The following is a 26,329-nucleotide window of genomic DNA, read 5'->3' on the forward strand; positions in this document are numbered from 1 at the left end:
CTTGGCTGTTTCCCCGTTCGAGCCAGAGAGGTCGCCTCCATGATCGCCCTTCGCCGCCCCGCCTCCCGTCTTCCTGTCCGTCTGCTGGCCGCCGCCGTCGCGGCCTCGGCCCTGTCGGCCTGCGCCTATAATGAGGCGCTCGGTCGCAACCAGCTGCTTCTGGTCGACAACGCCGCTCTGGCTCAGCAATCGAACGCCGCCTGGCGCGAGGCGATCAGCAAGCCGGGCGTCCAGACCTCGGGCGCCCAGGTCGATCGCATCCGTCGCGTCGGCAACCGTCTGGTCCAGGCGGCGGGCCTCGGCGACCGGACCTGGGACTATGCGGTCTTCAGCGAGAAGAGCCCGAACGCCTTCGTCCTGCCGTCCGGCCAGATCGGCGTGACCGACAGCCTGCTGGCCCTGGTCCAGAACGACGACCAGTTGGCGACCGTGATCGGCCATGAGATCGGCCATGTCGTCGCCAACCACGCCGCCGAGCGGGCGTCGAGCCAGGCGGCGACCTCCATCGGCCTGGCGGCCGTCGGCGGGGCGGCGGGGCGTTACGGCGACGCGGTCAACGCCTATGGCGGTCTGGCGGCCCAGTACGGTCTGCTGCTGCCCTATTCACGGCGCGACGAGCTGGAGGCCGACCGGCTGGGCGTGGACTATATGCAGGCCGCCGGTTTCCGCCCGTCCCAGGCCGTGGCCCTGTGGCGGCTGATGGCGGCCCAGCGTCAGGCCAGCATTCCGCAGTTCGCCTCGACCCACCCGTCGGACGCGACCCGGATCGACCTGCTGCAGCAATATATCGCCGGCAAGGGCTGGAGCTGATCAGACCTTGATGTCAAGATAGGTCCCCGGACGCATGATCCGGGGCGGCTGTCCGTCGGTCGATGGCGAGGGCGGGGTCGGCCGCGTCGGGCTTGCGGCGGGCGTCTGAGGCTGGATCGGAGCAGCCTGGATCGGATTGGTCTGGACCTGGTTCAGGGCCGCGCGGAAGAAGGCGGCCTGGGCGTTGCGCGCCGACGAGGTCTCGCCGCCGGACGGCGGAAGGGTCTGGGGCAAACCTGGACGAATCGCGCTCATAGCCAACCGTTAACGCATCGCGGGGCGACAATCGTTAACAAGATCTCAGGAAAGAAGGTTAATCCCGGCTTAACGGCTGCTTTTTGAAGGCGGGGCGCGGGCCGGCGCCTGCATGGAGGCGACCAGCCGCTCGATGTCGGCGTCGTTCAGCAGGGGGCCGGACTGTTTGGCGGTGATCCGGCCCATGGCGTCCACGGCGAAGGTCTCCGGCACGCCGGATATGCCCAGGTCCAGCCCGGCCCGACCTTCGCGATCGACCAGGACCATGGAATAGGGATCGCCCAGCTCGTCCAGGAAGGCGCGGGTGGCGACCGGCTCGTCCTTATAGGCCACGCCGACGACGGCGATCCCGCGCGCCTTGAGGGCCAGAAGCTTGGGGTGTTCGATCCGGCAGGGGGCGCACCAGGAGGCGAAGACATTGACCAGCATGGGCCGTCCCACCCCGGCGGTCTTCAGGTCCAGATTGCCCGGCCCGGCCGTGTCGCCTTCCAGCATGGGCAGGACGGTCTCGGGGATGGGCTGGCCGACCATGGCGTCGGGCTTGAAGGCCGGATCGCGCTTCAGCGACCAGCCGGCGAACAGGGCGAACAGGGCGACCGCCACGACGAGCGGCAGCAGGGCCAGCCAGCGGTTCATTTTAAGGGCCCTATCGCGCTTTGCGCTGCTTGAGGGCGCGGGGAGACTGCCGCGTCTGATGTCGCGCTCTGGTCTTTTTCCAGACGCTCGAGTTCGCGCTTCCATTTGCGCGAGGCGACGACGGCGCGGGCCGTCAGGGCGGCCAGCACCAGGGCGCTGACGCCCCAGGCAGGCCAGACGAAGGCGGCGTAGGGCGCCATGTCGAGGTCGAGCATCTTAGGCCTCCAGCGCCTTTCGCGCGCGCAGGGAGAGGACGCGGCGGCGGCGGATCTCGGTGCGGATCGCCGTCAGCCACAGGGCCGCGAACAACACCCCATAGGCCGCCAGCATGGTCAGGAAGGGGGGCAGATAGACGGGGTCTAGGCCCGAGGCGCCCGGCGTCAGGAAGCTGGCCGGCTGGTGCAGGGTGTTCCACCAGTCGACCGAGAATTTGACGATGGGCAGGTTGATCAGCCCGACCAGGCCCAGGACGGCGGCGGCGCGGGCGCCCTTCTGCTCGTCGTCGATCGAGGCCCGAAGCGCCATATAGCCGAGATAGAAGAGGAACAGCACCAGGACGCTGGTCAGGCGCGCGTCCCAGACCCACCAGGTTCCCCACATGGGCTGGCCCCACAGCGAGCCGGTGAAAAGAGCCAGGGCGGTGAAGGCGGCGCCGGGCAGGGCGGCGGCCCGGGCGGCGGCGTCGGCCAGGGCGTGGCGGAAGACCAGGGCGAAGAAGCTGGAGACCCCGAGCGCCGCATAGGCCCCCAGGCCCAGGCTGGCGGCGGGCACATGGACGAACATGATCCGCACCGTGTCCCCCTGCTGATAGTCGGCGGGAACGGTGAAGCTGAGCCAGGTTCCAACCGCCAGCAGGACGGCGGCGGCCGTCCACAGCACCGGCGTCAGCGGGCCGGTGAAGCGCATGAACCGCTGCGGATTGGACAGGCCGAACATGGTGTCAGCGATTACGCGGCGGGACGGCGGCGGGCAAGCGGCGTGTCACGGCGTCCCCTAGCCTTGGGCGTTCCTGACCGCCGCCGCCCCGGCGAAGGCGGCGATGACCCCGGCGAACAGGACGTAGGCGGTAAGGAAGGCCAGGGCCGGGGCCGGCGACTGGCCGGACGCCGCCCGCTCCAGCGCCCCGGCGCCGAACACCACGGGCGGGATGAACAGGGGCAGGACCACGACGGCGATCAGCAGGCCGCCCCGCTTGGCGCCCAGAGCCAGGGCGGCGCCCAGGGCGCCGGTCAAGGCGAAGCCCGCCCCGCCGATCAGGGCCGACAGGGCGGCGAGGGGCGCCAGCGAAACCGGCAGGCCCAGGGCCAGGGCGGCGACCGGCGCGGTCAGGGCCAGGGGCAGGCCGACGGCGATCCACTGGGCCAGGGCCTTGATCAGAACCACCGATTCCAGCGGCAGATGGCCGATGGCCAGCAGGTCCAGCGCCCCGTCCTCCAGGTCCCGTTCGAACAGCCGCTCCAGCGACAGCAGCGAGGCTAGCGCCAGGGCCAGCCAGGCGATCCCGCCCGCCACCGGCGAAAGCGTGCGCGGATCGCCCCCCGCCGCCAGGGGCAGGACGGCGGTCAGGCAGGCGAAGAAGCCGCAGGCCAGAAGCGGGCCGCCCCCGCCGCTCCAGGCCAGGTCCAGCTCCCGTTCCAGCAAGACGCGCGTCGCGCCCCGCAGGCCGGGCGGGCGGGGTTCGGCGTCCACCGGCCGCCTCACGCCAGACCTCCCAGGTCCAGGGTGCGGGCCGGGATGGGCAGGGGGTCGTGGACGGCGGCGAGGATCAGGCCGTCGGCGTCGAGGTGACGGCGCATCTGGTCGGCGAAGACGGCGCGCCAGCGGGCGTCCAGCGGGGCCATGGGCTCGTCCAGCAGCCACAGGGCGCGGGGCGATCCGACCAGCCGGCCCATGGCCAGACGACGGCGCTGGCCGGCGGACAGGCGCCGAACCTCAAGGTCCAGCAGGGGCTCAAGGCCGAACGCCTCGACGGCGTGATCGAAGCCGGTCTGGGTGTGGCCCAGCCAGTCGCACTGGAAGCCCAGCTCCCGGCGGGCCGTGCGCCCGGTCTTCAGTCCGTCCTGGTGGCCGAGGAAATGCACTTCGCGCCCGCGCGCCAGATGATCGTCCAGCCGATTGCCGTCGCCGTCGTGAAAGGCGATCTCGCCCGCGTCGGGGCGCAGCAGGCCGGCGACGGTCCGCAGCAGACTGGTCTTGCCCGCCCCGTTGGCGCCGGTCAGCGCCACGGCCTCTCCGGCGCGCAGATCAAGGCTCAGGCCCGAGAACAGGCGACGCTCGCCGCGCGAGACGGTCAGGTCGGAGATCGAGAGGGTGTGGATCATGGGACCATCTCTCTCCCCCCGCGGGGGAGGGGGGGCGCGCAGCGACCGAGTGGGGGCGGCCCGGCGTGGATGCGCTGTTTTGCGCCGATCAGGTCCGTGGGGCGTCGCCCGGCCCTTCCCACCCGGCCTCGCTTCGCTCGCCCACCCTCCCCCGAGGGGGGAGGGAGATAGAAGGCTGTTTTGAGAACCCTTCTCAATGTCCACGTCGGGGGTGTGGACACATGGACGGTGCGATCGAGCGGGTCTATAGGCACGCTTGCCGCAGCAGGCTTTCGCCGCGCGCGCAGGGGCCCTGTGAGCCGCTGCGTCTGCCGCGCGAAGGCGCAACCGGATTGTCGGGCGGCGCTGACCAGAGGAAAACTCTCCATGCCGTCGATCGACAGCTTCAACACCCGCCAGGACCTTTCCGTCGGGCGCAAGAAATACGCCTATTACAGCCTTCCGGCCGCCGAGGAAGCGGGTCTGGCCGGGATTTCCCGCCTGCCGCGCTCGATGAAGGTGCTGCTGGAGAACCTGCTGCGCAACGAGGACGGCGTCTCGGTGACGCAGGACGACCTGAAGGCCGTCGCCGCCTGGGTCGAGAACAAGGGCTCGGTCGAGCACGAGATCGCCTTCCGCCCCGCCCGCGTCCTGATGCAGGACTTCACGGGCGTGCCCGCCGTGGTCGATCTGGCCGCCATGCGCGACGCCATGAGCGCCCTGGGCGCCGACGCCGCCAAGATCAACCCGCTGGTGCCGGTCGATCTGGTCATCGACCACTCGGTCATGGTCGACCACTTCGGCACGCCCAAGGCCTTCGGCCAGAACGTCGAGCGCGAATATGAGCGCAACATCGAGCGCTACAACTTCCTGCGCTGGGGTTCGTCGGCCTTCAACAACTTCCGCGTCGTGCCCCCCGGCACCGGCATCTGCCACCAGGTGAACCTGGAGAACCTGGCCCAGACCGTCTGGACCCTGGAAGAGGGCAAGAAGACCGTCGCCTATCCCGACACCGTCGTCGGCACCGACAGCCACACGACCATGATCAACGGCCTGGCCGTTCTGGGCTGGGGCGTCGGCGGCATCGAGGCCGAGGCGGCCATGCTGGGCCAGCCGATCCCGATGCTGATCCCGGAAGTCATCGGCTTCAAACTGACCGGCCGTCTGCCGGAAGGCACGACCGCCACCGACCTGGTGCTGACCGTCACCCAGATGCTGCGCAAGAAGGGCGTGGTCGGCAAGTTCGTCGAATTCTTCGGCGACGCCCTGCCGAACATGACGATCGAAGACCAGGCGACCATCGCCAACATGGCCCCGGAATACGGCGCCACCTGCGGCTTCTTCCCCGTCTCGGCCGCCACCATCGGCTATCTGACCGCCACCGGCCGCGACAAGGCGCGCGTCGCCCTGGTCGAAGCCTACGCCAAGGCCCAAGGCCTGTGGATCGACGAGACCTCGGAAGACCCGGTCTTCACCGACGTGCTGGAGCTGGACCTGGCCACGGTCGTGCCGTCGCTGGCCGGCCCCAAGCGTCCCCAGGACCGCGTCGAACTGACCGCGGCCGCCCCGGCCTTCGAGACCGCCCTGACCGAGGTCTTCAACCGTCCCGCCGACGCTCCGCGCGCGGCCGTCGAGGGTGAAGGCTTCACCGTCGGCGACGGCGATGTGGTCATCGCCGCCATCACCTCCTGCACCAACACCTCCAACCCCTCGGTCCTGATCGCCGCCGGCCTGGTGGCGCGCAAGGCCAACGCCCTGGGTCTGAAGGCCAAGCCCTGGGTCAAGACCTCGCTGGCCCCCGGCTCGCAGGTCGTCACCGACTATCTGACCGACGCCGGCCTGCAGAAGGACCTGGACGCCCTGGGCTTCAACCTGGTCGGCTACGGCTGCACCACCTGCATCGGCAACTCGGGCCCGCTGGACCCGGCGATCTCGAAGGCGATCAACGACAACGCCCTGGTCGCCACCTCGGTCCTGTCGGGCAACCGCAACTTCGAAGGCCGGGTGAACCCCGACGTCCAGGCCAACTATCTGGCCTCGCCACCGCTGGTCGTGGCCTACGCCATCGCCGGCTCGATGCGGATCGACATCACCAAGGATCCGATCGGTCAGGACAAGAACGGCAATGACGTCTTCCTGAAGGACATCTGGCCCACCACCCAGGAAATCGCCGACATTCAGCGCAAGTCGGTCACCCCGGCCATGTTCGCCAAACGCTACAAGGACGTGTTCAAGGGCGACAAGCACTGGCAGGCGATCAAGGTCGCCGGCGGCCAGACCTATGAGTGGGACGACGCCTCCACCTATGTGGCCAACCCGCCCTATTTCGACGGCCTGTCGATGGAGCTGACCCCGGTTCAGGACGTGGTCGAAGCCCGCGTTCTGGCCATCTTCGGCGACTCGATCACCACCGACCACATCTCCCCGGCCGGTTCGATCAAGAAGACCTCGCCCGCCGGCGTCTATCTGACGAACCACGGCGTCGAGGCGGCCGAGTTCAACAGCTACGGCGCCCGCCGCGGCAACCACGAAGTCATGATGCGCGGCACCTTCGCCAATATCCGCATCAAGAACCGGATCACGCCCGAGATCGAGGGCGGCGTGACGAAGCACTTCCCGTCGGGCGACACCATGTCGATCTATGACGCCGCCATGCGGTATCAGTCGGAAGGCCGGCCCTTGGTCGTCTTCGCCGGCAAGGAGTACGGCACCGGCTCGTCGCGCGACTGGGCGGCCAAGGGCACGCGCCTCTTGGGCGTTCGCGCCGTCATCGCCGAAAGCTTCGAACGCATCCACCGTTCGAACCTGGTCGGCATGGGCGTGGTGCCGCTGCAGTTCAAACAGGACGGCTGGCAGAAGCTGGGCCTGACCGGCGAGGAGATCGTCACCATCCGCGGCCTGTCCGACGCCAATGTCGGCAAGCTGCGCCCGCGCCAGGACCTGTGGGTCGAGCTGTTCCGCCCGTCGGACGGCAAGATGGCCCGCTTCCCGGTCCGCTGCCGCATCGATAACCAGACCGAGATGGACTATCTGCTGGCCGGCGGCGTCATGCCCTACGTCCTGCGCAACCTCGCGCGCGGCCCGGAAACCGAGGCGCCGATCGCGGCCGAATAGGCAGCGGTTCGCCGAGATACAAAGAGGGCCGGCGGAGCGATCCGCCGGCCCTTTTCGTTGGGCGCCATGCCGCGCCGGTTCTGCCTTGAGGTCACGCGAACGGACCTCGCCTTACCGGACGGTCGATCCGAAGATTTGAGCACACAGGCCATGCCCGGTACGGGCGCCTGCGTCGCTTTGGTTCGGAGCTCCTGTGTCAAGCACCAGCGGCGCAATCTCGTCGATCCCAATGCGATAGCGGCCCACCACGCGATCATTGTCTGCTGGATCGGTCAACTCGAACGTGGTGACGAGATGGGCGCGATCCGGCTGTTCGATATGCGCTCTGAGGTCGAGTTCGCGATCCCCGGTGGCGCAATGGTTCAACGCCGCTCGCAAATCCTCGCTGAAATGGGGCAGGGGCATGTTGTAAAGGCTGGCCGAGGTTATGTTCATGTTGCGTACGCGCGCCTGGGCGGCGAGGTCGGAAGAAGGAGCGAATTCAGCGCCGCCGGAAATCGCTTTCGGCGTGGCGGCGCAGCCTGCGGCGCCGATGACGACTCCAAACACAATCGCCGCCCGATATTCCGCCATCTTCGTCCCCAAGCACAACCTGATCGTGACGACCTTATAGCCGGAGGGCGAGTGGCGCTACGTCCATGTATTTCGCCGTTTGCAGGTGTCGCTCTCCCTGGCCTGACGCGCCGCACCTTAAAGCGCAGCGGCGTTCAGCAGGGCGATGATCATGGCGTTGGCGAGTGTCGCTACGCCATGGCGGGCGTCCAGGCGGACGATGACCCGTTGCGGGCGTCCAGCTCCAGGGGGGGGCGGCGGCGCGGTCGGCGTGGAGCGAGTTGACCCCGTCTGGGTCAGCGGAGCGATCCGCCGGCCCTTTTCGTTTGATTTCCGCGCGCGTTCAGGTTGAGTGTCTCGGACGGCCTGGGGGTAATTTAATGTCGTTCGCGTGGTGCGCCTTAATTCTTGGGCTTGTCGGTTCACAGATCGAACCTCCTTCGTCGCCCGCGCCGACGGCGGAGGCTGTCTTGACCCAGACGTCTGAAGGCATGGTCGTGAGATACGCACTGTCCGCGCCCTCAGACAGTTTCGCATTCGCGGACAAGGACATCATCCGAGATCAGTGGCGCGTGACGACGCCCGGACTGAAGCTTTCGGACGGCGTCGTGACGGGGGATGGGCCGATCTCCGGGTTCGAGCTTATGATCACTCCCGATCTCGCAGAGGTTGACCGCGTCTATGTGGGGCTGAGCCGAACCGGAAACGGCTTCGTCCTCTATGGCCCCGGTTTGAAGGGCGAGGGTATTTCGACCACCCTGAGGGCCGAAATAGACGGCGCGTCCGTCGCCGTGCCGTCCAGCGACGCGATAGATGGATACGTCTTTGTCGGGCCCAAGGACTATGTCGCCGACTACGGCGACGCCTTGGTGATCGCCCCGCCGCAATTGGCGTCTGAACTGGACCAGTCCATCCGCAACGAGTTTGCCGGGTCGCGAGCGTTTTATCGGTCGCGGTTGGGTATCGCTCCGACCTTGAAGCCCGTGCTCGTGGTCAGCGTCGATAGTCCGGGGCCTTCGGCGTTCAGGGGGGACGTCACGGATACGGGCGTCATATCCCTACGTTTCAAAGGAGAAGGATGGCGGTCCGCTCAAGAGGAGGTGTCGCCCTTCGTCTGGCATGAGGCCTTCCATCTGTGGAACGGTCACGGCGTGCACAACAGGGACGGAGATACGGCCCCCTGGCTGCATGAAGGTTCCGCCGAGTATGCCGCAATCACGGGGCCGGTCTCCAGCGGCGGCATGTCGGAAGATCAAGCTCGCGCCCGGATGAGTACAAAAATGAACGGCTGCCGCCGCACGTATCAGAACGCAGGTGGGCGACGGACGGCGCTGAGATCCGGCAGCGCTGTCTACGACTGTGGAACGGTGGTTCAATGGATCGCCGACTTGGAACTCCGGCACGCCGGCAAGGGCGATTTCTTTTCCTTGTGGGGGAGAATGTTGGAAACCGCCCGCAGCCAAGCCGACGGGTTTGGCACGGCCGAGTTTCTGGCGGCCTTGTCCGACACAAGCGCCGTACACCTGGTTCTGGACCCGCAGGTAGAAGGGCGTTGGGACAAAATCCGAGACCGTCTGGCGGACCTGGGCGTGACGGTCGTCAACGCACCCACGGATCAGGAGTTTATGGCGGCGGCGCTCTTTCACGTCGCAAAGGCCAACTGTCTCACAGGCTCCTATGGCTTCTACAACGAGCCTGGGGCGTTGAAGCTTGATGGAGAGAATTGCGGCCCCTTGTCCGGCGGGCCGATCATTGATTCTGTCGAAGGTTTCAATCCCCAAGCGGATGGTCAGGCCATGTTCGACGCCGTAAAGGCGCGCTGCGCGGCGGGGCAGTCGGTGCGCTATCGGACGCGGGACGGGCGCACCCTGGAGGCGGCGTGTCCAACAGAGCCTGCGGTCCCGCAGGCGTGGCGGATCGTGGAAGCGCCGAGCTTCGGTCGCTGAGACGCCCTCAATCCAGTTTCAGCGCCTCGGCCAGCAGCCGGGCCTCGGCCGCGCGGCTGGAGCCGGAGCGCCAGGCGACGACGATTTCGCGGTGGGGCGGGACGCCGTCGGCCTGGTTCTCGAAGGGGCGGATGACGACGGACGGGGTGTCGGCCAGGCCGGCCTGGACCGCCATCCTGGGCAGGAAGGAGACGCCGAGCCCTGAGCCGACCATCTGGATCAGGGTGTGCAGGCTGGTGGCGGCGAAGACGTCGTCGCCGCGCGGCGCCTCTATGTCCAGGGCCGCCAGGGCGTGGTCGCGCAGGCAATGGCCGTCCTCCAGCAGGATCAGGTCCTGGGATTTCAGCGAACCGGGACGGATCGGGCCAGGGGCCGCCAGGGCATGGTCGGCCGGAGCGGCGGCCAGGATCTCGTCGTCGCCGATCCGGGCGTGTTCGATCCCCGGCGCCTCATAGGGCAGGGCGATGACGGCGGCGTCGATCTGACCCGCCTTGAGCGCGGCGATCAGACGCGGCGTCAGATCCTCGCGGATGAAGAGCTTCAGGTTCGGATAGGCCGTCTTCAGCGACGGTAATTTGGCGGGCAGCAGGAAGGGGGCGACGGTCGGAATGACGCCCAGCCGGAACCGTCCGGACAGCGGACGGCCGGCGTTCTGGGCCGCCTCGACCAGATCCTCCGTCCGGGCCAGGACGTCCTCGGCCCGGCGCACGGCCTCGGCGCCGACGGCGGTCATGATGACGGCGCCGCGCGCCCGCTCGACCACCGGTGCGCCCAGGATCCGCTCCAGCTCCTGCACCCCGGCGCTGAGGGCGGGCTGGCTGACGTGGGCGGCCTCGGCGGCGCGGGAGAAGCTGCCGTGTTCGGCCAGAAGCTTCAGATACTGGAGTTGGCGCAGGGTGGGGAGCATGGCGCGATACATAGGCTCGGCCTATGCAAAATACAAAGACAATCGATTGGAGTTATTCTCGCCCGCGTGTCCAATATCCCTCACATCACAGGGGCCATTGAGGCGCGCCGCCCGGCGCCGTCTCGAAGCAGAAGGACACGCCGCATGACCACCGAAGCCAAATGCCCCTTTTCGGGCCGCACGACGGAGTCCGTCGCGGGCGGCGGCGTCCAAAACCGCGACTGGTGGCCAGGCCAGCTGCGCGTCGACCTGCTGAATCAGCATTCTTCGCGCTCCAATCCCCTGGGCGAGACGTTCAACTATCGCGAGGCCTTCGCCAAGCTGGACTATGAGGCGCTGAAGGCCGACCTGCGCGCCCTGATGACGGACTCTCAGGACTGGTGGCCGGCCGACTTCGGCCATTACGGGCCCCAGTTCATCCGCATGGCATGGCACAGCGCCGGCACCTATCGCGTCGGCGACGGCCGGGGCGGCGGCGGACGCGGCCAGCAGAGGTTCGCCCCGCTGAACTCCTGGCCGGACAACGTCAATATCGACAAGTCGCGCCGTCTGCTGTGGCCGATCAAGCAGAAGTACGGCCAGGCCATCTCCTGGGCCGACCTGTTCATTCTAACCGGCAATGTGGCGCTGGAGACCATGGGCTTCCGCACCTTCGGCTTCTCCGGCGGTCGCGAGGACACCTGGGAACCGGATCAGGACGTCTACTGGGGTCGCGAGACGACCTGGCTGGGCGGCGACGAACGGTATGCGCGCGGCTCGCACGGGGTGGACAAGCCGGCCGACGAGGCGGTTCTGGTCGCCGACGACACGGCCGACGGGGTCCAGCATACGCGCGATCTGGAGAACCCGCTGGCGGCGGTCCAGATGGGCCTGATCTACGTCAACCCGGAAGGCCCGGACGGCAATCCCGATCCGATCGCCGCCGCGCGCGACATCCGCGACACCTTCGCCCGCATGGCGATGAACGACGAGGAGACCGTCGCCCTGATCGCCGGGGGCCACACCTTCGGCAAGACCCACGGCGCCGGCCCGGCTGACCATGTCGGCCCCGAGCCCGAGGCCGACGAACTGGAGGCGCAAGGCTTGGGCTGGACCTCCAGCTACGGCAGCGGCAAGGCCGGCGACGCCATCACCAGCGGCCTGGAAGTCACCTGGACCCAGACCCCGGCCCAGTGGAGCAACTTCTTCTTCGAAAACCTGTTCGGCTTCGAATGGGAGCTGGAGAAGTCGCCGGCCGGCGCCCACCAGTGGGTGGCCAAGGACGCGGGCGAAATCATTCCCGACGCCCATGACCCGTCCAAGAAGCGTCGGCCGACCATGCTGACCACGGACCTGTCGCTGCGGTTCGACCCGGAATACGAGAAGATCTCGCGGCGCTTCCTGAACAACCCCCAGGCCTTCGCCGACGCCTTCGCCCGGGCCTGGTTCAAACTGACCCACCGCGATCTGGGCCCGCGCTCGCGCTATATCGGGCCGGAAGTCCCCAAGGAGGAGCTGGTGTGGCAGGACCCGGTTCCGGCCGTCGACCATCCGCTGATCGACGCCGCCGACGCGGCCGCCCTGAAGGCGCAGATTCTGGCCACGGGTCTGAGCGTGTCCGAACTGGTCGGCGTCGCCTGGGCCTCGGCCTCGACCTTCCGGGGCGGCGACAAGCGCGGCGGCGCCAACGGCGCCCGCATCCGCCTGGCCCCGCAGAAGGACTGGGACGTCAACCAGCCTGAACACCTCGACCGCGTCCTGAAGACCCTGGAGGGCGTCCAGTCCGCCTTCAACCAGGCCCAGATCGGCGGCAAGAAGGTCTCCATGGCCGATCTGATCGTCCTGGCCGGAAACGCCGGGATCGAGGCGGCGGCCAAGGCGGCCGGTCATGAGACGACCGTCCGCTTCAATCCGGGTCGGACCGACGCCCGCCAGGACCAGACGGACGTCGAATCCTTCGCCTATCTGGAGCCGGTCGCCGACGGCTTCCGCAACTATCAGAAGGCCCGCTACAGCGTCCCGGCCGAGGCCCTGCTGATCGACCAGGCCCAGCGGCTGACCCTGACGGCGCCGGAGATGACGGTGCTGATCGGGGGCTTGCGCGCCATCAACATCAATGTGCGCGGCTCGACCCACGGGGTGCTGACCGAACGGCCCGGCGTCCTGACCAACGACGTCTTCGTCAATCTGCTGGACATGGGGGTGAAGTGGACCCCGACCAGCGCGGCGCGCGACGTCTTCGAAGGCCGCGACCGCCAGACCGGCGCCCTGCGCTGGACCGGGACGCGCGTGGATCTGGTGTTCGGCTCGAACGCCGTGCTGCGCGCCTTGGCCGAGGTCTACGCCGCCGCAGACGCCCAGAAGAAGTTCGTCGAGGATTTCGTGGCGGCCTGGACCAAGGTCATGGAGCTGGACCGGTTCGACCTGCGCGGCTGATCGGGCTTTGAAGCAGAGGCGAAGGGGGCGGGCGTCGCAAGACGTCCGCCCTTATCCTTGTCTGATGAACTGTCACGCAGCGCCGTTAAACTGGGGCGACAGCAGGGGACGCCGCCATGACCACCATCGTAACGCTTCTGACGCCGGACTATGCGGATTGGGAGACCGCCCTGATCATGGCGGGGGCGCGCAGCCATTATGGGTTTGAGACCCTGTTCGCCTCGCCCGATGGGGAGGAGGTGGTGTCGGCCGGCGGCCTGTTGGTCGTTCCCCATCTTTCGATCGAAGACATCGACGTCGAGGCGGTGGACGCCATCCTGGTCAACGGCGGCTCCATCTGGCGTCAGCCCGGCGCGCCGGACGTCTCGGACCTGCTGCGTTGGGCGCATGGGGCGGGCAAGACGGTGGGCGGCATCTGCGACGGAACCCTGGCCCTGGCGCGCGCGGGGCTTCTGGACCAGAGGCCCCATACCGCCAACGGGCCCGACAGCCTCTCCATCACCGGCTACGGCGGGGCGGCCCATTACCGCGACCAGCCTCGCGCCGTTCTGGCCGACCGAATCGTCACGGCGGCGGGCACGGCGCCGGTCAGCTTCATGGGGGCGGTGCTGGACTCGCTGGGTCTGAAAAGCGCCGAGCTGGACGCCTATCTCAGCCTTTTCGGCGCGGAACACCTCGCCCCGGTCAGCGCAGCCTGATCTCGTACAGCTGGGGCCAGCGCTTGCCGGTGACGAACAGCCGCTTGCCCGCCGCATCCCAGGCGATGCCGTTCAGGACGTCGTCGTTCGGGTCCAGGCCCGCGTCCTTGGGGACCAGGTCCGTCAGGTCGATGAAGGCCTTCACCACACCGGTCTCCGGGTCGATGCGCGCGATGCGGTTGTCCTGCCACAGATTGGCGAAGACCTCGCCGTCGATCCATTCCAGCTCATTGATCTGGTCCAGCGGCCGACCGTCGGCGGTGACGGAGATCCGGCCGGTCTCGGCCAGGGTGTCGGGATCGAGGAAGCGGATCTGATCGGTGCCGTCGCTCATGATCAGTCGACGTCCGTCGGTGGTCAGCCCCCAACCCTCGCCCGGATAGGAGAAGCCGCCCAGGGGCGAGAAGTCCTCCAGCTTGAAGATGAAGCCGATGTGGTTGCGCCAGGTCAGATTGTAGAGCTTGCCGTTCAGGGCGGCCAAACCCTCGCCGAAATAGACGGTGGGAAGGTCGCGTCGACGCAGGATTTCACCGTCCTCCAAACGCACCTGGCGCACCGACGACGGATAGAGGCCCGTGCTCTCGTAAAGGGCGCCGGCGTGGAAGAAGAGGCCCTCGGTGAAGGCCGTCCGGTCATGCGGATAGGCGCGCACCACCTGATAGGCCTGGGTCGGAACCTCGGCCCGAACGGGCAGGGTCGCGCCCGCCGCCAGAAGCAGGCCGACGATCAGGCCGGCGAAGCGCAGGGGCGGGCGCGGCATGGTCAGGCGCCTTCGCCGGCCGCTTCCGCCTCGGCCTTGCGGGCGCGGGCCTCGGCTCGGTCGGCCTCGGCGCGGGCGGCCTCGGCCTTTTCCTTCTTGGAGGCGGAGCGACGGCCCAGCATGTTCAGGGCCTCGACCCCGGCCGAGAAGGCCATGGCGGCGTAGATATAGCCCTTGGGCACATGATAGCCGAAGCCGTCGGCGATCAGCACCATGCCGATCATCAGCAGGAAGCCCAGGGCCAGCATGACGACGCTGGGGTTGTCGTTGATGAAGTTGGCCAGCGGGTCGGCGGCCAGCAGCATCACCGTCACGGCGACCAGGACGGCCACGACCATGATGGGCAGGTGCTCGGTCATGCCCACGGCGGTCAGGATGGAGTCGATCGAGAAGACCAGGTCCAGCAGGATGATCTGGAAGATGGCCGCACCGGCGTTGGTGATCATCACGTCCTTCTTGTCCATGACGTCATGGGTGGGCGTGGGATCGACGGTGTGGTGGATCTCCTTGGTGGCCTTCCAGACCAGGAACAGGCCGCCCGCGATCAGGATCAGGTCCTTCCACGAGAACGCATTGCCCGCGACGGTGAAGACCGGCTGAACCAGGCCCACCAGCCAGGCGATGATCGACAGCAGGGCCAGGCGCATGACCAGGGCCAGGCCGATGCCGATGCGCCGCACCTTCTGGCGCTGATGCTCGGGCAGTTTGTTCGACAGGATCGAGATGAAGATCAGATTGTCGATGCCGAGCACGACCTCCATCACCACCAGGGTCACCAGGGCCGCCCAGGCGGCCGGGTCGGAGAGAAGGGGCAGGATGCTGTCGAGCATGGAATGTCCAGGAGGGGAAAGGCGTCGGCGGGAACAGCTAGGCCCGGCTCAGGTTCCGATCAAGCGCGGGGGTGCGGTGCAATGGTCGCACCCTGGCTCACCGCGCGGCGAAGGTCACATCGACCACCAGGGGGAAGTGGTCCGAGATCACCTGGCCCGAAAAGGAGTCCGTCAGGACGCCGAACCTTTCCACCGCCAGGCGGGGATCGACGAAGACATGGTCGATGGGCGCCCCGTCCGCGGCCTTGGCGAGGTCGAAGCCGTTGTAGGTGGCCGAAGGGCCGAAGACGACGGGGCTGATGGTGCGGGCGTCGCGCAGGCCGGCCGACACGATCCGGCGATAGGGAGCGCTGTCGGGCCCGGTGTTGAAGTCGCCCAGCAAGACCACGGCCGCCGTTTCGCCTTGGGCGGTCGCAGGCGGCAGATCGGCCGCCAGGGCGGCGCACTGCTCGCGGGCGATCACCCCGACATGGTCGAAATGGGCGTTGCGGACGTCCAGCAGACGACCGTCAGAGCGGTCGCGCAGCACCACCCGCGTCAGGGTGCGGGGCAGGGCCGCGTCCCAGCCCTTCGAAGGGCGATCCGGGGTCGGCGAACACCAGAGAGTCTGTTTGCGGACGACCTCGAACCGGTCGCGGCGCCAGAACAGGGTGGTCGTCTCCCCGCTCTCGGCCCCGTCGTCGCGGCCCAGGCCGTAGTGGTCGTAGTCCGGCGCCTGTTCGGCCAGATAGGCGACCATGGGAATCAGGGCCTCCTGAACGCCCAGCACGTCCGGGGCGAAGAAGGCGATCTGACGCGCCATGTGCGGGCGCCGTTCGGGCCAGTTCGGCCGATCGTCAGGGGCGTCGTAGCGGATGTTGTAGCTCATCAGCCGGATCGGCTGGGGCTCGGGCGCTGCGAAAGGCTCTGCGCGGGCGGCGGCCGTTCCCGTCAGGACGGTGACGAGAGCGATCATCAGGACGCGGAACTTCATGGCGAATCTCTAAGACGACGAGAAGAAAGACGAATGTCGCACGGGGCTATGACCGAGGTGCGACGCCGGGTGCGGCTTCTTCACCCTTCACGCAATGTTGCGAGCGGCAAAACCCCGTGCTATCAGGCGCCCGGCTTGAAGGGGGCGTATTCACCAATACGGCCTCTGTCGTGCTTTCCGCAAGCATTTCAAGCTTTTGACCGTTGCGACCCTCGCAGTCGGTCGCGACCCTGACACAACGACCTCGGACCCTAATCAGTGGCTGATGATTTCAGAACGACGGAAGTCGGCGATCGCTACGCACAGGCGCTGTTTGATCTGGCGCTGGAAACCGGCCGCCTGGACGCCGTTCGCGCCGACGTCGTCTCGCTGAAGACCGCCTGGATCGAGAGCGCCGATCTGCGCCGCCTGGCGACCTCGCCGGTCATTTCGGCCGACGATCAGGTCAAGGGCCTGACCGCCGTCGCCGCCAAGGCCAGGTTCGAGCCGAACACCGTCAACTTCCTGGGGCTGCTGGCCCAGAACGGCCGCGCCCGTGATCTGGCCGCGGTGATCGCCGGTTTCGAGCGCCTGTACGCCAAACACGCCGGGATCGTCGCCGCCGAGGTGATCTCGGCCCAGCCGCTGGACGACAAGCAGCTGACCGCGATCAAGACCGCCCTGAACAAGAGCCTGGGCAAGGCGCCGGAACTGACCACGCGGGTCGATCCGGCCATCCTGGGCGGCCTGAAGGTCAAGGTCGGCTCGAAACTGTTCGACGCCTCGCTGAAGACCAAGCTCGACCAGATGAAGTTCGCCCTAAAGCGCGCGTAAGCGCCGCCCCCGTCCACCCGATTGTCGGCGCCTGAACGGCGCAACCGCAAAAAGACTGAAGAACAGAGAGCCCGTCATGGACATCCGCGCCGCTGAAATCTCGGCCATCCTCAAGTCGCAGATCGCCAACTTCGGCGTCGAAGCCGACGTTTCCGACGTCGGCAGCGTGCTGTCGGTCGGCGACGGCATCGCCCGCATCCACGGTCTGGACAATGTCCAGGCCGGCGAAATGGTCGAGTTCACCAAGGCCGGCGTGAAGGGCATGGCCCTGAACCTGGAGCGCGACAATGTGGGCGCCGTGATCTTCGGCGCCGACGCCGCCATCGCCGAGGGCGACGACGTGCGCCGCCTGGGCGAGATCGTGGACGTGCCGGTCGGCAAGGGCCTCCTGGGCCGCGTCGTCAACCCGCTGGGCGAGCCGATCGACGGCAAGGGCCCGATCCAGTTCACCGAGCGCCGCCGCGTCGACGTCAAGGCGCCGGGCATCATCCCCCGCAAGTCGGTTCATGAGCCGATGCAGACCGGCCTGAAGGCCATCGACACCCTGATCCCCGTCGGCCGCGGCCAGCGCGAGCTGATCATCGGCGACCGTCAGGTCGGCAAGACCGCCGTCGCCGTCGACACCATTCTGAACCAGAAGAACGTCAACAAGTCCGACGACGAGAGCGCCAAGCTCTACTGCATCTACGTCGCCATCGGTCAGAAGCGTTCGACCGTCGCCCAGATCGTCAAGACCCTCGAAGAGTCGGGCGCGCTGGAATACACCATCGTCGTCGCCGCCACGGCGTCCGAGCCGGCCCCGCTGCAGTTCCTGGCCCCGTTCGCCGGCACCGCCATGGGTGAGTTCTTCCGCGACAACGGCATGCACGCCCTGATCGTCTATGACGACCTGTCGAAACAGGCTGTCGCGTATCGCCAGATGTCGCTGCTGCTGCGCCGTCCGCCGGGCCGCGAAGCCTATCCGGGCGACGTCTTCTACCTGCATAGCCGCCTCTTGGAGCGTTCGGCCAAGCTGAACGAGGACTATGGTTCGGGCTCCATGACCGCCCTGCCGATCATCGAAACCCAGGCCAACGACGTTTCGGCCTATATTCCGACCAATGTGATCTCGATCACCGACGGCCAGATCTTCCTGGAATCGGACCTCTTCTATCAGGGCATCCGTCCGGCCGTGAACGTCGGCATCTCGGTGTCGCGCGTGGGCTCCTCGGCCCAGACCAAGGCGATGAAGAAGGTCGCCGGCACCATCAAGGGCGAACTGGCCCAGTATCGCGAGATGGCCGCCTTCGCCAAGTTCGGCTCGGACCTGGACGCCTCGACCCAGAAGCTGCTGGCCCGCGGCGCCCGACTGACCGAGCTGCTGAAGCAGCCCCAGTATTCGCCCCTGTCGATGGAAGAACAGGTCGTCTCGGTCTACGCCGGCACGCGCGGCTATATCGACGGCATCGCGGTCGGCGACGTCGGCCGGTTCGAGAAGGAGCTGCTGGCGCGCATCCACGCCAACCACGCCTCGCTGCTGGACGGCATTCGCACCAAGAAGGACCTGACCGCCGACCTCGAGGCCGAGCTGAAGGACATCCTGGCCGCCTTCGTCAAGACCTTCGCCTGAGTTCAACCGGATAAGCTGAGAGAGTAGCGCCGGATGGCCAGCCTCAAGGAAATGCGCAATCGGATCGGAAGCGTGAAAGCCACGCAGAAGATCACGAAAGCCATGCAGATGGTCGCCGCGGCCAAGCTGAAACGCGCCCAGGACCAGGCCGAAAGCGCCCGGCCCTATGCGAAGAAGATGGCCTCGGTCATCGCCAACCTGGCCGCCGGCGTCTCGGGCGCCGATGCGCCGCGCTTGCTGGCCGGCACGGGTCAGGACCAGCGTCACCTGATCGTGGTGGCGACGGCGGACAAGGGCCTGGCGGGCGGTTTCTCGACCAATGTCATCCGCGCCGCGCGCGAACGGATCAACAGCCTGATCGCGAACGGCAAGGACGTCCGGATCATCGCGGTCGGCCGCAAGTCGCGCGATCAGCTGTCGCGCCTGTACGGCGACAAGCTGGTCCGCACCTTCGAACTGAGCGAGCACAAGACGGTGGGCCTGCCCTCGGCCCAGCCCATCGCCGAAATGATCGCCACGGCCTTCGAGGACGGTCAGGCCGATGTGGTCACCCTGTTCTACAGCCAGTTCAGGTCTGTCATCTCCCAGGTTCCGACCGCCAAACAGCTGATCCCGGCTGTGGTCGAGGGCGACGCGGCCCCGGTCGACCTGAACGGCGCGGTCTATGAGTACGAGCCCTCGGAAGAGGAAATCCTCGAGACCCTGCTGCCGCGCAACCTGACGACCCAGATCCTGGCCGCCCTCTATGAGAACCAGGCGGGCTTCTTCGGTTCGCAGATGGCGGCGATGGACAATGCGACGCGCAACGCCGGCGACCTCATCAACGCCCTGACGCTGCAGTACAACCGCAAGCGCCAAGCCCAGATCACCACCGAGCTGATCGAGATCATCGCCGGCGCCGAAGCCCTCTGATCCCGACCGAACAGACATTCCGATACGGACCCCAGCCATGACCGACACCGTCGCCCCCAAAAAGCCCGCCGCCCGCAAGCCGGCCGCCCCCAAGGCCGTCGCCAAAAAGGCCGCCGCGCCCGCCGCCCCTGTCTCCGCCGTCGCCACGGGCCGGATCGCCCAGGTCATCGGCGCCGTCGTGGACGTCGAGTTTGACGGCCATCTGCCGGCCATCCTCAGCGCCCTGCACACCCAGAACGTCGATCAGAAGACGGGCGAGCCCTTCACCCTGGTTCTGGAAGTCGCCCAGCACCTGGGTGAGAACATGGTCCGCGCCATCGCCATGGACACGACCGAGGGCCTGACCCGCGGCCAGCCCGTCACCGACACAGGCTCCTCGATCCAGGCGCCGGTCGGCCCCGGCACCCTGGGCCGCATCATGAACGTCGTCGGCCAGCCGATCGACGAAGCCGGCCCGATCAAGACCGAGCTTTACCGTCCGATCCACAAGGAAGCCCCGAGTTTCGACGAGCAGTCGACCTCGGCCGAGATCCTGGTCACCGGCATCAAGGTCATCGACCTGATGTGCCCCTACACCAAGGGCGGCAAGATCGGCCTGTTCGGCGGCGCCGGCGTGGGCAAGACCGTGACCATGCAGGAACTGATCAACAACATCGCCAAGGCTTACGGCGGTTATTCGGTTCTGGCCGGCGTGGGTGAGCGCACCCGCGAAGGCAACGACCTGTATCACGAGATGATCGAGTCCAACGTGAACGTGGACCCGGCCAAGAACGGCGGTTCGACCGAGGGCTCCAAATGCGCCCTGGTCTACGGCCAGATGAACGAGCCCCCCGGCGCCCGCGCCCGCGTCGCCCTGACCGGCCTGTCGATCGCGGAATACTTCCGTGACGAGGAAGGCAAGGACGTCCTGCTGTTCGTCGACAACATCTTCCGCTTCACCCAGGCCGGCTCCGAAGTGTCGGCTCTGCTGGGCCGCATCCCCTCGGCCGTGGGCTATCAGCCGACCCTGGCGACCGAGATGGGCAACCTGCAAGAGCGGATCACCTCGACCAAGAAGGGTTCGATCACCTCGGTCCAGGCCATCTACGTCCCCGCCGACGACCTGACCGACCCGGCGCCCGCCGCCTCCTTCGCCCACCTGGACGCGACGACCGTTCTGAGCCGCGACATCGCCGCCCAGGCCATCTTCCCGGCCGTGGACCCGCTGGACTCCACCTCGCGGATCATGGACCCGCTGGTGATCGGCGAGGAGCACTATCAGGTCGCCCGTTCGGTTCAGGAAGTCCTGCAGCAGTACAAGGGCCTGAAGGACATCATCGCCATTTTGGGCATGGACGAGCTGTCGGAAGAGGACAAGCTGATCGTGGCCCGCGCCCGCAAGATCCAGCGCTTCCTGTCCCAGCCCTTCCACGTGGCCGAACAGTTCACCAACACCCCCGGCGCCTTCGTGGACCTGAAGGACACGATCCGCTCGTTCAAGGGCATCGTGGCCGGCGAGTACGACCACCTGCCGGAAGCCGCCTTCTACATGGTCGGCCCGATCGAAGAGGCCGTCGCCAAGGCCGAGAAGATGGCGGCGGAAGCCTGAACATGGCCGGCAAGCTGAACTTCTCCCTCGTCTCGCCGGAACGCGAGGTCTTTTCGGGCCTCGTGGACCAGGTGGATGCGCCGGGCGTCGAGGGCGACTTCGGCGTCCTGCCGGCCCACGCCCCCTTCATGACGGCCCTGCGCGAGGGCCTGGTGACCGTCTATGTCGGCGGGACCAGGACCCAGTACGACGTCAAGGGCGGCTTCGCCGACGTCAACGGCGAAGGCCTGACCATCCTGGCCGAACAGGCGACTGAGGTCGTCGCGGCCTGATCCTTTCTCAGGGTCGTAAAGAGTGAGGCCTCCCGTTTCGGCGGGGGGCCTTTTTCTTTGCCCTCTCCCGCTTGCGGGGGAGGTGTCGCGTCGATCGCGAAGCGATCCAGCGACGGAGGGGGAGGTTTCACTCCGGAAGAAGACTTCCCCCATCGTCAGCCGTCTCGCTCCGCTCGACGAGCTGACACTTCCCCCGCAAGCGGGGGAAGGGCTAGAACGCCTCCATGACCGAAGCTCTCGACATCCACGGCGCCTGCGATCCGCGTTTCGCATCGGTGAAGGACGCCTTCGCCGCCAACTTCACCGATGCGCCCGAGGGGCTGAACGAGGTGGGGGCGCGGTTCTGCTTGATGATCGAGGGGGCGCCGGTCGTCGATCTGTGGGCGGGGCACGCCGATACGGCCAAGACGACGCCTTTCGCCGAGGACACCCTGACCCCGGTCTTCTCGACCGGCAAGGCGGTGATGGCCCTGTTGATGGCCACGGCGGTCGAGGCGGGCAAGGTGGCCTATGACGAGAAGGTCTCCCATATCTGGCCCACCTTCGGCCAGGCCGGCAAGGACAAGGTCACGGTCGCCCAGCTGATGAGCCACCAGTCGGGCCTGCCCGGCTTCTCGGAGCCGGTGGAGCCGTCGCTGTGGTTCGATCCGGCGGCGGTCAACGCCCGGCTGGCGGCCCAGGCGCCCATGTGGGAACCGGGGACGGCCTCGGGCTATCATCCGGTCACGGTCGGCTATCTGGCCAATGAGGTGTTCCGCCTGACGACGGGCCGGACCATGGGCCAGGCCCTGCGTGCCGACTTCGCCGACCTGGACCTGTGGATCGGCCTGCCGGAGGACCAGCACGGGCGGGTGGCCCAGATGCGCAAACCCTCGGCCGCGCCCAGCCTGGGGACCATAAATCCGATCAAACAGGCGGCCTTCCTGGACCGGGGCTCGGCGCCGGGCGGGCGCGGTTCGACCGAATGGCGCAAGATGGAGATCCCCTCGGCCAATATGCACGCCACGGCGGCGGGCCTGGCGCGGATGCTGGGCGTCGTGGCCAATGAGGGGATGCTGGACGGGCGAAGGGTGCTGTCCAAGGGCGTGCTGCGCGACCTGACGCGCGAGCGGATCCACGGTCAGGACAAGGTGCTGCCCTATGTGATCAGCTGGGCGGCGGGCCTGATGCGCAACGACGGGCTGAACGTCTTCGGACCGGGCGAGTCCTTCGGTCACTACGGCTGGGGCGGATCCATGGCCATGGCCGATCCGTCGCGTCGCCTGTCGGCCGCCTATGTGATGACGCGCCAGTCGCCGCACCTGATCGGCGACCCGCGCCCCCGGCGCCTGCTGGACGCCCTCTACGCCGCGGTCTAGATGGTTTCCGACAGGACGACCGCGCGTCGGGCGGCGCGCGACCGCTGCGCCGCGCCCAGGGCGAAGACGCCCGCTCCGGCCCAGATGAAGCCGAAGGAGACGATCCGCAGCGGGGTCAGGGGCTCGCCCGCCCAGACGCCGCAGGCGAACTGCAGCGTCGGCGCCAGAAACTGGATGAAGCCGACGGTGGACAGGGGCAGACGCCGCGCCGACCAGGCGAACAGCACCAGAGGAATGACCGTCGCCGGTCCGTTGACCAGGGCCCAGGCCAGTCCGGCGGGCGAGGAAAAGCCGGTCGCCTGCCCATGGGCCGCCAGCCAGGCCAGGAACAGGGCGCCGAACGGCATCAGCACCAGACATTCGACGAACAGGCCGGTCTGGGCCGAGGCGGGCACGCGCTTTCTGATCACCGCATAGGCGCAGAAGGTGACGGCGAGCGTCAGTCCGATGATCGGCACATGGCCCAGGGCGACGGTCTGGACGGCCACCCCCACGGCGGCCAGGGCGATGGCGACGCCGCTCCAGCGGTCGATCTTCTCGCGGAACAGCAGGGCCCCTGCGGCCATGTTCAAGAGCGGGTTGATGTAATAGCCGAGGCTGGCCTCCAGCGTCGCATGATGGGTGGTGGCGAAGACATAGAGGCTCCAGTTGACCGCGATCATCGCCGCCGACAGGGCCAGCCAGCCGAAGACGCGCGGCGTCGCCAGCGCCTGTTTCGCCTCGTTCCACTGTCCCGCCAGCAGCAGGACCAGACCCGCCACGAAGACCGACCAGACCGCCCGGTGAGCCAGGATCTCGGGCGCGCTGAAGCCGTGGGCCGCCAGGGCCATGAACAGCAGGGGCAGAAGACCCCACAGGGTGTAGCAGGCGATGGCCGTGCCGACCGCGCGGGGATCGTTGGGGGAGGGGGAGGCGGTCATGGGGGAGCGCACGTGATTTTACTTTCGTCATCCTCCGGGCCGCGAAGCGGAACCGGGGGACCCAGCGGCGCGCGCGAGCGCGAACCTGTCGCAGAAGAGGTCTTTCGTACCCAGCGGCGGATGGATTTCGCCTTCGGCGCGCTGGGTCCCCCGGTCTGCGCCGCGAAGACGCGGCTTGCCGGAGGATGACGAAAGCTAAGCGGAGCGGTTTAGACCGTGATCGAACGATACCCCGACGACGGCTTGATCGTGCCCGTCTCGTCCAGCAGCTGGGCGATCTGGACGGCGTTCAGGGCCGCGCCCTTGCGCAGATTGTCGGACACCACCCAGAAGCTCAGGCCGTTCTCGACCGTCGGGTCCTTGCGGATGCGGCTGACGTAGACGGCGAACTCGCCGGCGGCGTCGACCGGGGTGATGTAGCCGTCATGCTCCTGCTTATCGACGACCAGCACGCCCGGCGCCTCGCGTAGGATGGCGCGGGCCTCGTCCGGTTCGATGGGGCGATCGAACTCGACCGTCACCGCTTCCGAATGGCCGACGAAGACCGGCACCCGCACGCAGGTGACCGTCAGCTTGATGTTCGGATCCAGCATCTTGTGGGTCTCGTCCCACATCTTCTGCTCTTCGTCGGTATAGCCGTCCTCGTTGAAGGCGCCGATGAAGGGGATGACGTTGAAGGCGATCTGTTTGGGGAACTTCTTGGGCGTGGCGTCGCCCAGGCCGTAGATGGCCTTGGTCTGGTTCCACAGCTCGTCCATGCCTTCCTTGCCGGCGCCGGACACCGACTGATAGGTCGAGACCACCACCCGCTTGATCCTGGCTGCGTCGTGCAGGGGCTTCAGGGCCACGACCAGCTGGGCGGTCGAGCAGTTGGGGTTGGCGATGATGTTCTTCTTCTTGGCGTCCTTGACCGCGTCGGGGTTCACCTCGGGCACGATCAGCGGCACGTCCGGGTCCTTGCGGAAGGCCGAGGAGTTGTCGATCACGATGGGGCCGGCCTTGCCGATCCTTTCGGACCACTCCCGCGACACCGCGCCGCCGGCCGACATCAGGACGATGTCGACGGATGAGAAGTCGAACTGTTCGATGTCCTGGCATTTGACGGTCCGGTCGCCGAACGAGACCTCGACCCCCTTGGACTTGCGCGAGGCGATGGCGTGGATTTCATCGACGGGGAAATTCAGCTCCTCGAGGATGTTCAGCATTTCGCGGCCCACATTGCCCGTGGCCCCGACGATCGCGACGCGATAACCCATGATGCTTGGTCCTTCGGACGCGCTACCGCTCGGCTCGGCGGAGCCTCGCTGCTTGAGCGCGATTTTGGTGATTGCGAAGTGCATTTAGGCGTTCGCAGCCGCGAAGCAATCGCTTTTCGGCGCCTGGGGCTTTAAGCAGGGCTCTCATGACCTCCCGCATCCGAAACGCCTACGACATCCGCGTGGAAGAGGGCGTTCTGTCGCCCGATCCGGCTCAGGCCGAAGTCCTGGTCGCCCTTGAGCGGCTGGAGCGCGATCTGGCCAGGCGCGGCCTGTTCGGGCGGCCGCCTGAGGTGAAGGGGATCTACCTCTACGGCCCGCCGGGGCGGGGCAAGTCCATGCTGATGGACCTCTTCTATTCGGCCACGCCCGAGCCGCGGAAAAAGCGCGCCCATTTCCACGCCTTCATGGCCCGGATCCACGACCTGGTGCGCCAGTGGCGCGAGGGGGACTCCAAAAGCCGAAAGGCCGTGTTCGGAACGCACAAGGGCGACGATCCCATTCCGCCGATCGCCAAGCTGATCGCCTCCGAAGCCCGGCTGCTGTGTTTCGACGAGCTTCAGGTGACCGACATCGCCGACGCCATGATCCTGGGCCGGCTGTTCGAGGCCCTGTTCGAGGACAAGGTGGTGCTGGCCGTCACCTCGAACCGGGCGCCGGAGGACCTCTACAAGAACGGCATCAACCGCCAGCTCTTCACCCCCTTCATCGACATCATCCGCGACCGCTGCGAAGTGGTGCAGACGGCGGGCGCGCGCGACTGGCGGCTGGACCGGCTCAGTTCCGCCCAGGTCTGGCACACGCCCGACGACCGCGCCGGGTTCGAAGCCCTGTGGCGCGAACTGAAGGGGGGCGAGCCGGAAGAACCGGCGCACCTGACCGTCCTGGGGCGGGATGTCGTGGTGGAGCGGACCGTGGGGGCCATGGCCCGGGCCAGCTTTGCGGACCTGTGCGGCCGGCCGCTGGGGCCGCAGGACTATCTGGCGATCGCCGAGCGGTTCCACACCCTGTTCCTGGAGGATGTGCCGATCCTGGGGCCCGCCAACCACCATGAGGCGCGCCGTCTGGTGACCCTGGTGGACGCCCTCTATGAGGCCAAGACCAAGCTGATCGTGCTGGCCGCCGCCCGGCCCGAGGCCCTCTATACCGAAGGCGTGGGGGCGTTCGAGTTCGAACGCACCGTGTCGCGGTTCAACGAGATGCAGAGCAGGGACTGGCTGGCCCACGTGCGGGAGTGACAGAAGACCCTCTCCCGCTTGCGGGAGAGGTGGGCCGGCGTCCGCGCAGCGGACCAGGCTCGGAGAGGGGAGTCTTGCTTGGCTGAAAGACGCCTTCCCCCATCGTCAGGCGTGTCGCTGCGCGCCACGACCTGACACTTCCCCCGCAAGCGGGGGAAGGTCTGAGC

25 protein-coding genes and 1 pseudogene are annotated in these 26,329 nt (G+C 67.5%); 12 read left to right on the forward strand and 14 right to left on the reverse strand.

Features of this window, described 5'->3' with window-relative positions:
- Window positions 1–39 precede the first annotated feature (39 nt).
- Window positions 40–810, forward strand: a complete 771-nt coding sequence (locus BSP_RS04335; protein WP_054764624.1) for a M48 family metallopeptidase — start codon at window positions 40–42, stop codon at window positions 808–810.
- On the opposite strand, the gene BSP_RS04340 is transcribed toward BSP_RS04335, so the two are convergent.
- The 6 genes from BSP_RS04340 to ccmA form a co-directional block, all read right to left on the reverse strand.
- A complete protein-coding gene (locus BSP_RS04340) occupies window positions 811–1,044 on the reverse strand; it encodes a hypothetical protein (RefSeq protein WP_152949420.1) in 234 nt (77 codons plus the stop codon).
- Window positions 1,045–1,134: 90 nt separating this feature from the next.
- A complete protein-coding gene (locus tag BSP_RS04345; RefSeq protein ID WP_054764626.1) occupies window positions 1,135–1,701 on the reverse strand; it encodes a DsbE family thiol:disulfide interchange protein in 567 nt (188 codons plus the stop codon).
- A complete protein-coding gene (gene ccmD, locus BSP_RS04350; protein WP_054764627.1) occupies window positions 1,698–1,916 on the reverse strand; it encodes a heme exporter protein CcmD in 219 nt (72 codons plus the stop codon). Before ccmD ends, BSP_RS04345 begins: the two co-directional genes overlap by 4 nt.
- A gap of 1 nt (window position 1,917) precedes the next feature.
- Complete coding sequence (locus tag BSP_RS04355) at window positions 1,918–2,637, reverse strand: heme ABC transporter permease (RefSeq protein WP_054764628.1); 720 nt, start codon at window positions 2,635–2,637, stop codon at window positions 1,918–1,920.
- 57 nt (window positions 2,638–2,694) lie between these two features.
- The gene (gene ccmB / locus BSP_RS04360; protein ID WP_082382596.1) at window positions 2,695–3,402 is read right to left on the reverse strand and encodes a heme exporter protein CcmB; all 708 of its coding nucleotides are present in this window, start codon (window positions 3,400–3,402) and stop codon (window positions 2,695–2,697) included.
- Window positions 3,399–4,022: a heme ABC exporter ATP-binding protein CcmA gene (gene ccmA, locus BSP_RS04365; protein WP_054764629.1), complete on the reverse strand. Its 624-nt coding sequence runs from the start codon at window positions 4,020–4,022 to the stop codon at window positions 3,399–3,401. Before ccmA ends, ccmB begins: the two co-directional genes overlap by 4 nt.
- Before the next feature lie 366 nt (window positions 4,023–4,388).
- Here ccmA and acnA point away from each other — a divergent pair, with 366 nt between their 5' ends.
- Window positions 4,389–7,115, forward strand: a complete 2,727-nt coding sequence (acnA, locus tag BSP_RS04370) for an aconitate hydratase AcnA (RefSeq protein WP_054764630.1) — start codon at window positions 4,389–4,391, stop codon at window positions 7,113–7,115.
- 111 nt (window positions 7,116–7,226) lie between these two features.
- On the opposite strand, the gene BSP_RS04375 is transcribed toward acnA, so the two are convergent.
- A complete protein-coding gene (locus tag BSP_RS04375; protein WP_054764631.1) occupies window positions 7,227–7,688 on the reverse strand; it encodes a hypothetical protein in 462 nt (153 codons plus the stop codon).
- 117 nt (window positions 7,689–7,805) lie between these two features.
- A pseudogene (locus BSP_RS16300) lies at window positions 7,806–7,974 on the reverse strand (ketopantoate reductase C-terminal domain-containing protein); the annotation flags it as partial.
- 163 nt (window positions 7,975–8,137) lie between these two features.
- Between BSP_RS16300 and BSP_RS04380 the strand changes: the two are divergent.
- Window positions 8,138–9,613, forward strand: a complete 1,476-nt coding sequence (locus tag BSP_RS04380) for a hypothetical protein (protein ID WP_152949421.1) — start codon at window positions 8,138–8,140, stop codon at window positions 9,611–9,613.
- 7 nt (window positions 9,614–9,620) lie between these two features.
- Here the strand turns inward: BSP_RS04380 and BSP_RS04385 are convergent, their stop codons facing one another.
- Window positions 9,621–10,520 carry a hydrogen peroxide-inducible genes activator gene (locus BSP_RS04385; RefSeq protein ID WP_054766817.1) on the reverse strand — a complete coding sequence of 300 codons (900 nt, stop codon included), beginning with the start codon at window positions 10,518–10,520 and terminating at the stop codon, window positions 9,621–9,623.
- 144 nt (window positions 10,521–10,664) lie between these two features.
- Between BSP_RS04385 and katG the strand changes: the two genes are divergently transcribed.
- Both katG and BSP_RS04395 read left to right on the forward strand, forming a co-directional pair.
- Window positions 10,665–12,935, forward strand: coding sequence for a catalase/peroxidase HPI (katG, locus tag BSP_RS04390; protein WP_152949422.1), 2,271 nt, complete (start codon window positions 10,665–10,667; stop codon window positions 12,933–12,935).
- Between the two features lie 116 nt (window positions 12,936–13,051).
- Window positions 13,052–13,633 (forward strand): DJ-1/PfpI family protein, encoded by a 582-nt coding sequence (locus BSP_RS04395; RefSeq protein ID WP_152949423.1) that lies wholly within the window; start codon window positions 13,052–13,054, stop codon window positions 13,631–13,633.
- Here the strand turns inward: BSP_RS04395 and BSP_RS04400 are convergent.
- From BSP_RS04400 to BSP_RS04410, 3 genes are all read right to left on the reverse strand, one after another.
- Window positions 13,620–14,393, reverse strand: a complete 774-nt coding sequence (locus BSP_RS04400; protein WP_152949424.1) for a glutaminyl-peptide cyclotransferase — start codon at window positions 14,391–14,393, stop codon at window positions 13,620–13,622. The two genes, BSP_RS04395 and BSP_RS04400, sit on opposite strands and share 14 nt — an antisense overlap.
- A 2-nt stretch (window positions 14,394–14,395) precedes the next feature.
- Window positions 14,396–15,223, reverse strand: a complete 828-nt coding sequence (locus tag BSP_RS04405) for a TerC family protein (RefSeq protein WP_152949425.1) — start codon at window positions 15,221–15,223, stop codon at window positions 14,396–14,398.
- 97 nt (window positions 15,224–15,320) lie between these two features.
- On the reverse strand, window positions 15,321–16,196 hold the full coding sequence (locus BSP_RS04410; protein WP_152949426.1) for an endonuclease/exonuclease/phosphatase family protein: 876 nt from the start codon (window positions 16,194–16,196) through the stop codon (window positions 15,321–15,323).
- A 258-nt stretch (window positions 16,197–16,454) separates the two neighbouring features.
- Here BSP_RS04410 and BSP_RS04415 point away from each other — a divergent pair, with 258 nt between their 5' ends.
- The 6 genes from BSP_RS04415 (at window position 16,455) to BSP_RS04440 (ending at window position 22,748) form a co-directional block, all read left to right on the forward strand.
- Window positions 16,455–17,009, forward strand: coding sequence for a F0F1 ATP synthase subunit delta (locus BSP_RS04415; protein WP_152949427.1), 555 nt, complete (start codon window positions 16,455–16,457; stop codon window positions 17,007–17,009).
- A gap of 76 nt (window positions 17,010–17,085) precedes the next feature.
- Window positions 17,086–18,618 carry a F0F1 ATP synthase subunit alpha gene (gene atpA, locus BSP_RS04420; protein WP_152949428.1) on the forward strand — a complete coding sequence of 511 codons (1,533 nt, stop codon included), beginning with the start codon at window positions 17,086–17,088 and terminating at the stop codon, window positions 18,616–18,618.
- 33 nt (window positions 18,619–18,651) lie between these two features.
- Window positions 18,652–19,530, forward strand: coding sequence for a F0F1 ATP synthase subunit gamma (locus BSP_RS04425; protein WP_152949429.1), 879 nt, complete (start codon window positions 18,652–18,654; stop codon window positions 19,528–19,530).
- A gap of 37 nt (window positions 19,531–19,567) precedes the next feature.
- Window positions 19,568–21,118 carry a F0F1 ATP synthase subunit beta gene (gene atpD, locus BSP_RS04430; protein WP_152949430.1) on the forward strand — a complete coding sequence of 517 codons (1,551 nt, stop codon included), beginning with the start codon at window positions 19,568–19,570 and terminating at the stop codon, window positions 21,116–21,118.
- Window positions 21,119–21,120: 2 nt separating this feature from the next.
- Window positions 21,121–21,390 (forward strand): ATP synthase F1 subunit epsilon, encoded by a 270-nt coding sequence (locus BSP_RS04435; RefSeq protein WP_054764641.1) that lies wholly within the window; start codon window positions 21,121–21,123, stop codon window positions 21,388–21,390.
- 224 nt (window positions 21,391–21,614) lie between these two features.
- Window positions 21,615–22,748: a serine hydrolase domain-containing protein gene (locus BSP_RS04440; RefSeq protein WP_152949431.1), complete on the forward strand. Its 1,134-nt coding sequence runs from the start codon at window positions 21,615–21,617 to the stop codon at window positions 22,746–22,748.
- On the opposite strand, the gene rarD is transcribed toward BSP_RS04440, so the two are convergent.
- Window positions 22,745–23,668, reverse strand: a complete 924-nt coding sequence (rarD, locus tag BSP_RS04445) for an EamA family transporter RarD (RefSeq protein WP_152949432.1) — start codon at window positions 23,666–23,668, stop codon at window positions 22,745–22,747. The two genes, BSP_RS04440 and rarD, sit on opposite strands and share 4 nt — an antisense overlap.
- Window positions 23,669–23,877: 209 nt before the next feature.
- Window positions 23,878–24,924: an aspartate-semialdehyde dehydrogenase gene (locus BSP_RS04450; RefSeq protein ID WP_152949433.1), complete on the reverse strand. Its 1,047-nt coding sequence runs from the start codon at window positions 24,922–24,924 to the stop codon at window positions 23,878–23,880.
- 146 nt (window positions 24,925–25,070) lie between these two features.
- Between BSP_RS04450 and zapE the strand changes: the two genes are divergently transcribed.
- Window positions 25,071–26,162 (forward strand): cell division protein ZapE, encoded by a 1,092-nt coding sequence (gene zapE, locus BSP_RS04455; RefSeq protein ID WP_152949434.1) that lies wholly within the window; start codon window positions 25,071–25,073, stop codon window positions 26,160–26,162.
- Window positions 26,163–26,329: the final 167 nt, after the last annotated feature.

The organism is Brevundimonas sp. Bb-A (assembly GCF_009394735.1).
In the GTDB taxonomy this organism is placed as follows: Bacteria; Pseudomonadota; Alphaproteobacteria; order Caulobacterales; family Caulobacteraceae; genus Brevundimonas; species Brevundimonas aurantiaca.

Bases quoted from the DNA above. Each gene is read 5' to 3' on its own strand.
- BSP_RS04425 (WP_152949429.1), top strand. From the start codon at position 18,652: ATGGCCAGCCTCAAGGAAATGCGCAATCGGATCGGAAGCGTGAAAGCC.
- BSP_RS04410 (WP_152949426.1), bottom strand. From the start codon at position 16,196: ATGAAGTTCCGCGTCCTGATGATCGCTCTCGTCACCGTCCTGACGGGA.
- BSP_RS04435 (WP_054764641.1), top strand. From the start codon at position 21,121: ATGGCCGGCAAGCTGAACTTCTCCCTCGTCTCGCCGGAACGCGAGGTC.
- katG (WP_152949422.1), top strand. From the start codon at position 10,665: ATGACCACCGAAGCCAAATGCCCCTTTTCGGGCCGCACGACGGAGTCC.
- atpD (WP_152949430.1), top strand. From the start codon at position 19,568: ATGACCGACACCGTCGCCCCCAAAAAGCCCGCCGCCCGCAAGCCGGCC.
- BSP_RS04400 (WP_152949424.1), bottom strand. From the start codon at position 14,393: ATGCCGCGCCCGCCCCTGCGCTTCGCCGGCCTGATCGTCGGCCTGCTT.
- BSP_RS04395 (WP_152949423.1), top strand. From the start codon at position 13,052: ATGACCACCATCGTAACGCTTCTGACGCCGGACTATGCGGATTGGGAG.
- BSP_RS04450 (WP_152949433.1), bottom strand. From the start codon at position 24,924: ATGGGTTATCGCGTCGCGATCGTCGGGGCCACGGGCAATGTGGGCCGC.
- rarD (WP_152949432.1), bottom strand. From the start codon at position 23,668: ATGACCGCCTCCCCCTCCCCCAACGATCCCCGCGCGGTCGGCACGGCC.
- BSP_RS04345 (WP_054764626.1), bottom strand. From the start codon at position 1,701: ATGAACCGCTGGCTGGCCCTGCTGCCGCTCGTCGTGGCGGTCGCCCTG.
- acnA (WP_054764630.1), top strand. From the start codon at position 4,389: ATGCCGTCGATCGACAGCTTCAACACCCGCCAGGACCTTTCCGTCGGG.
- BSP_RS04375 (WP_054764631.1), bottom strand. From the start codon at position 7,688: ATGGCGGAATATCGGGCGGCGATTGTGTTTGGAGTCGTCATCGGCGCC.
- BSP_RS04440 (WP_152949431.1), top strand. From the start codon at position 21,615: ATGACCGAAGCTCTCGACATCCACGGCGCCTGCGATCCGCGTTTCGCA.
- BSP_RS04355 (WP_054764628.1), bottom strand. From the start codon at position 2,637: ATGTTCGGCCTGTCCAATCCGCAGCGGTTCATGCGCTTCACCGGCCCG.
- ccmD (WP_054764627.1), bottom strand. From the start codon at position 1,916: ATGCTCGACCTCGACATGGCGCCCTACGCCGCCTTCGTCTGGCCTGCC.
- zapE (WP_152949434.1), top strand. From the start codon at position 25,071: ATGACCTCCCGCATCCGAAACGCCTACGACATCCGCGTGGAAGAGGGC.
- BSP_RS04405 (WP_152949425.1), bottom strand. From the start codon at position 15,223: ATGCTCGACAGCATCCTGCCCCTTCTCTCCGACCCGGCCGCCTGGGCG.
- atpA (WP_152949428.1), top strand. From the start codon at position 17,086: ATGGACATCCGCGCCGCTGAAATCTCGGCCATCCTCAAGTCGCAGATC.
- ccmA (WP_054764629.1), bottom strand. From the start codon at position 4,022: ATGATCCACACCCTCTCGATCTCCGACCTGACCGTCTCGCGCGGCGAG.
- BSP_RS04335 (WP_054764624.1), top strand. From the start codon at position 40: ATGATCGCCCTTCGCCGCCCCGCCTCCCGTCTTCCTGTCCGTCTGCTG.
- BSP_RS04385 (WP_054766817.1), bottom strand. From the start codon at position 10,520: ATGCTCCCCACCCTGCGCCAACTCCAGTATCTGAAGCTTCTGGCCGAA.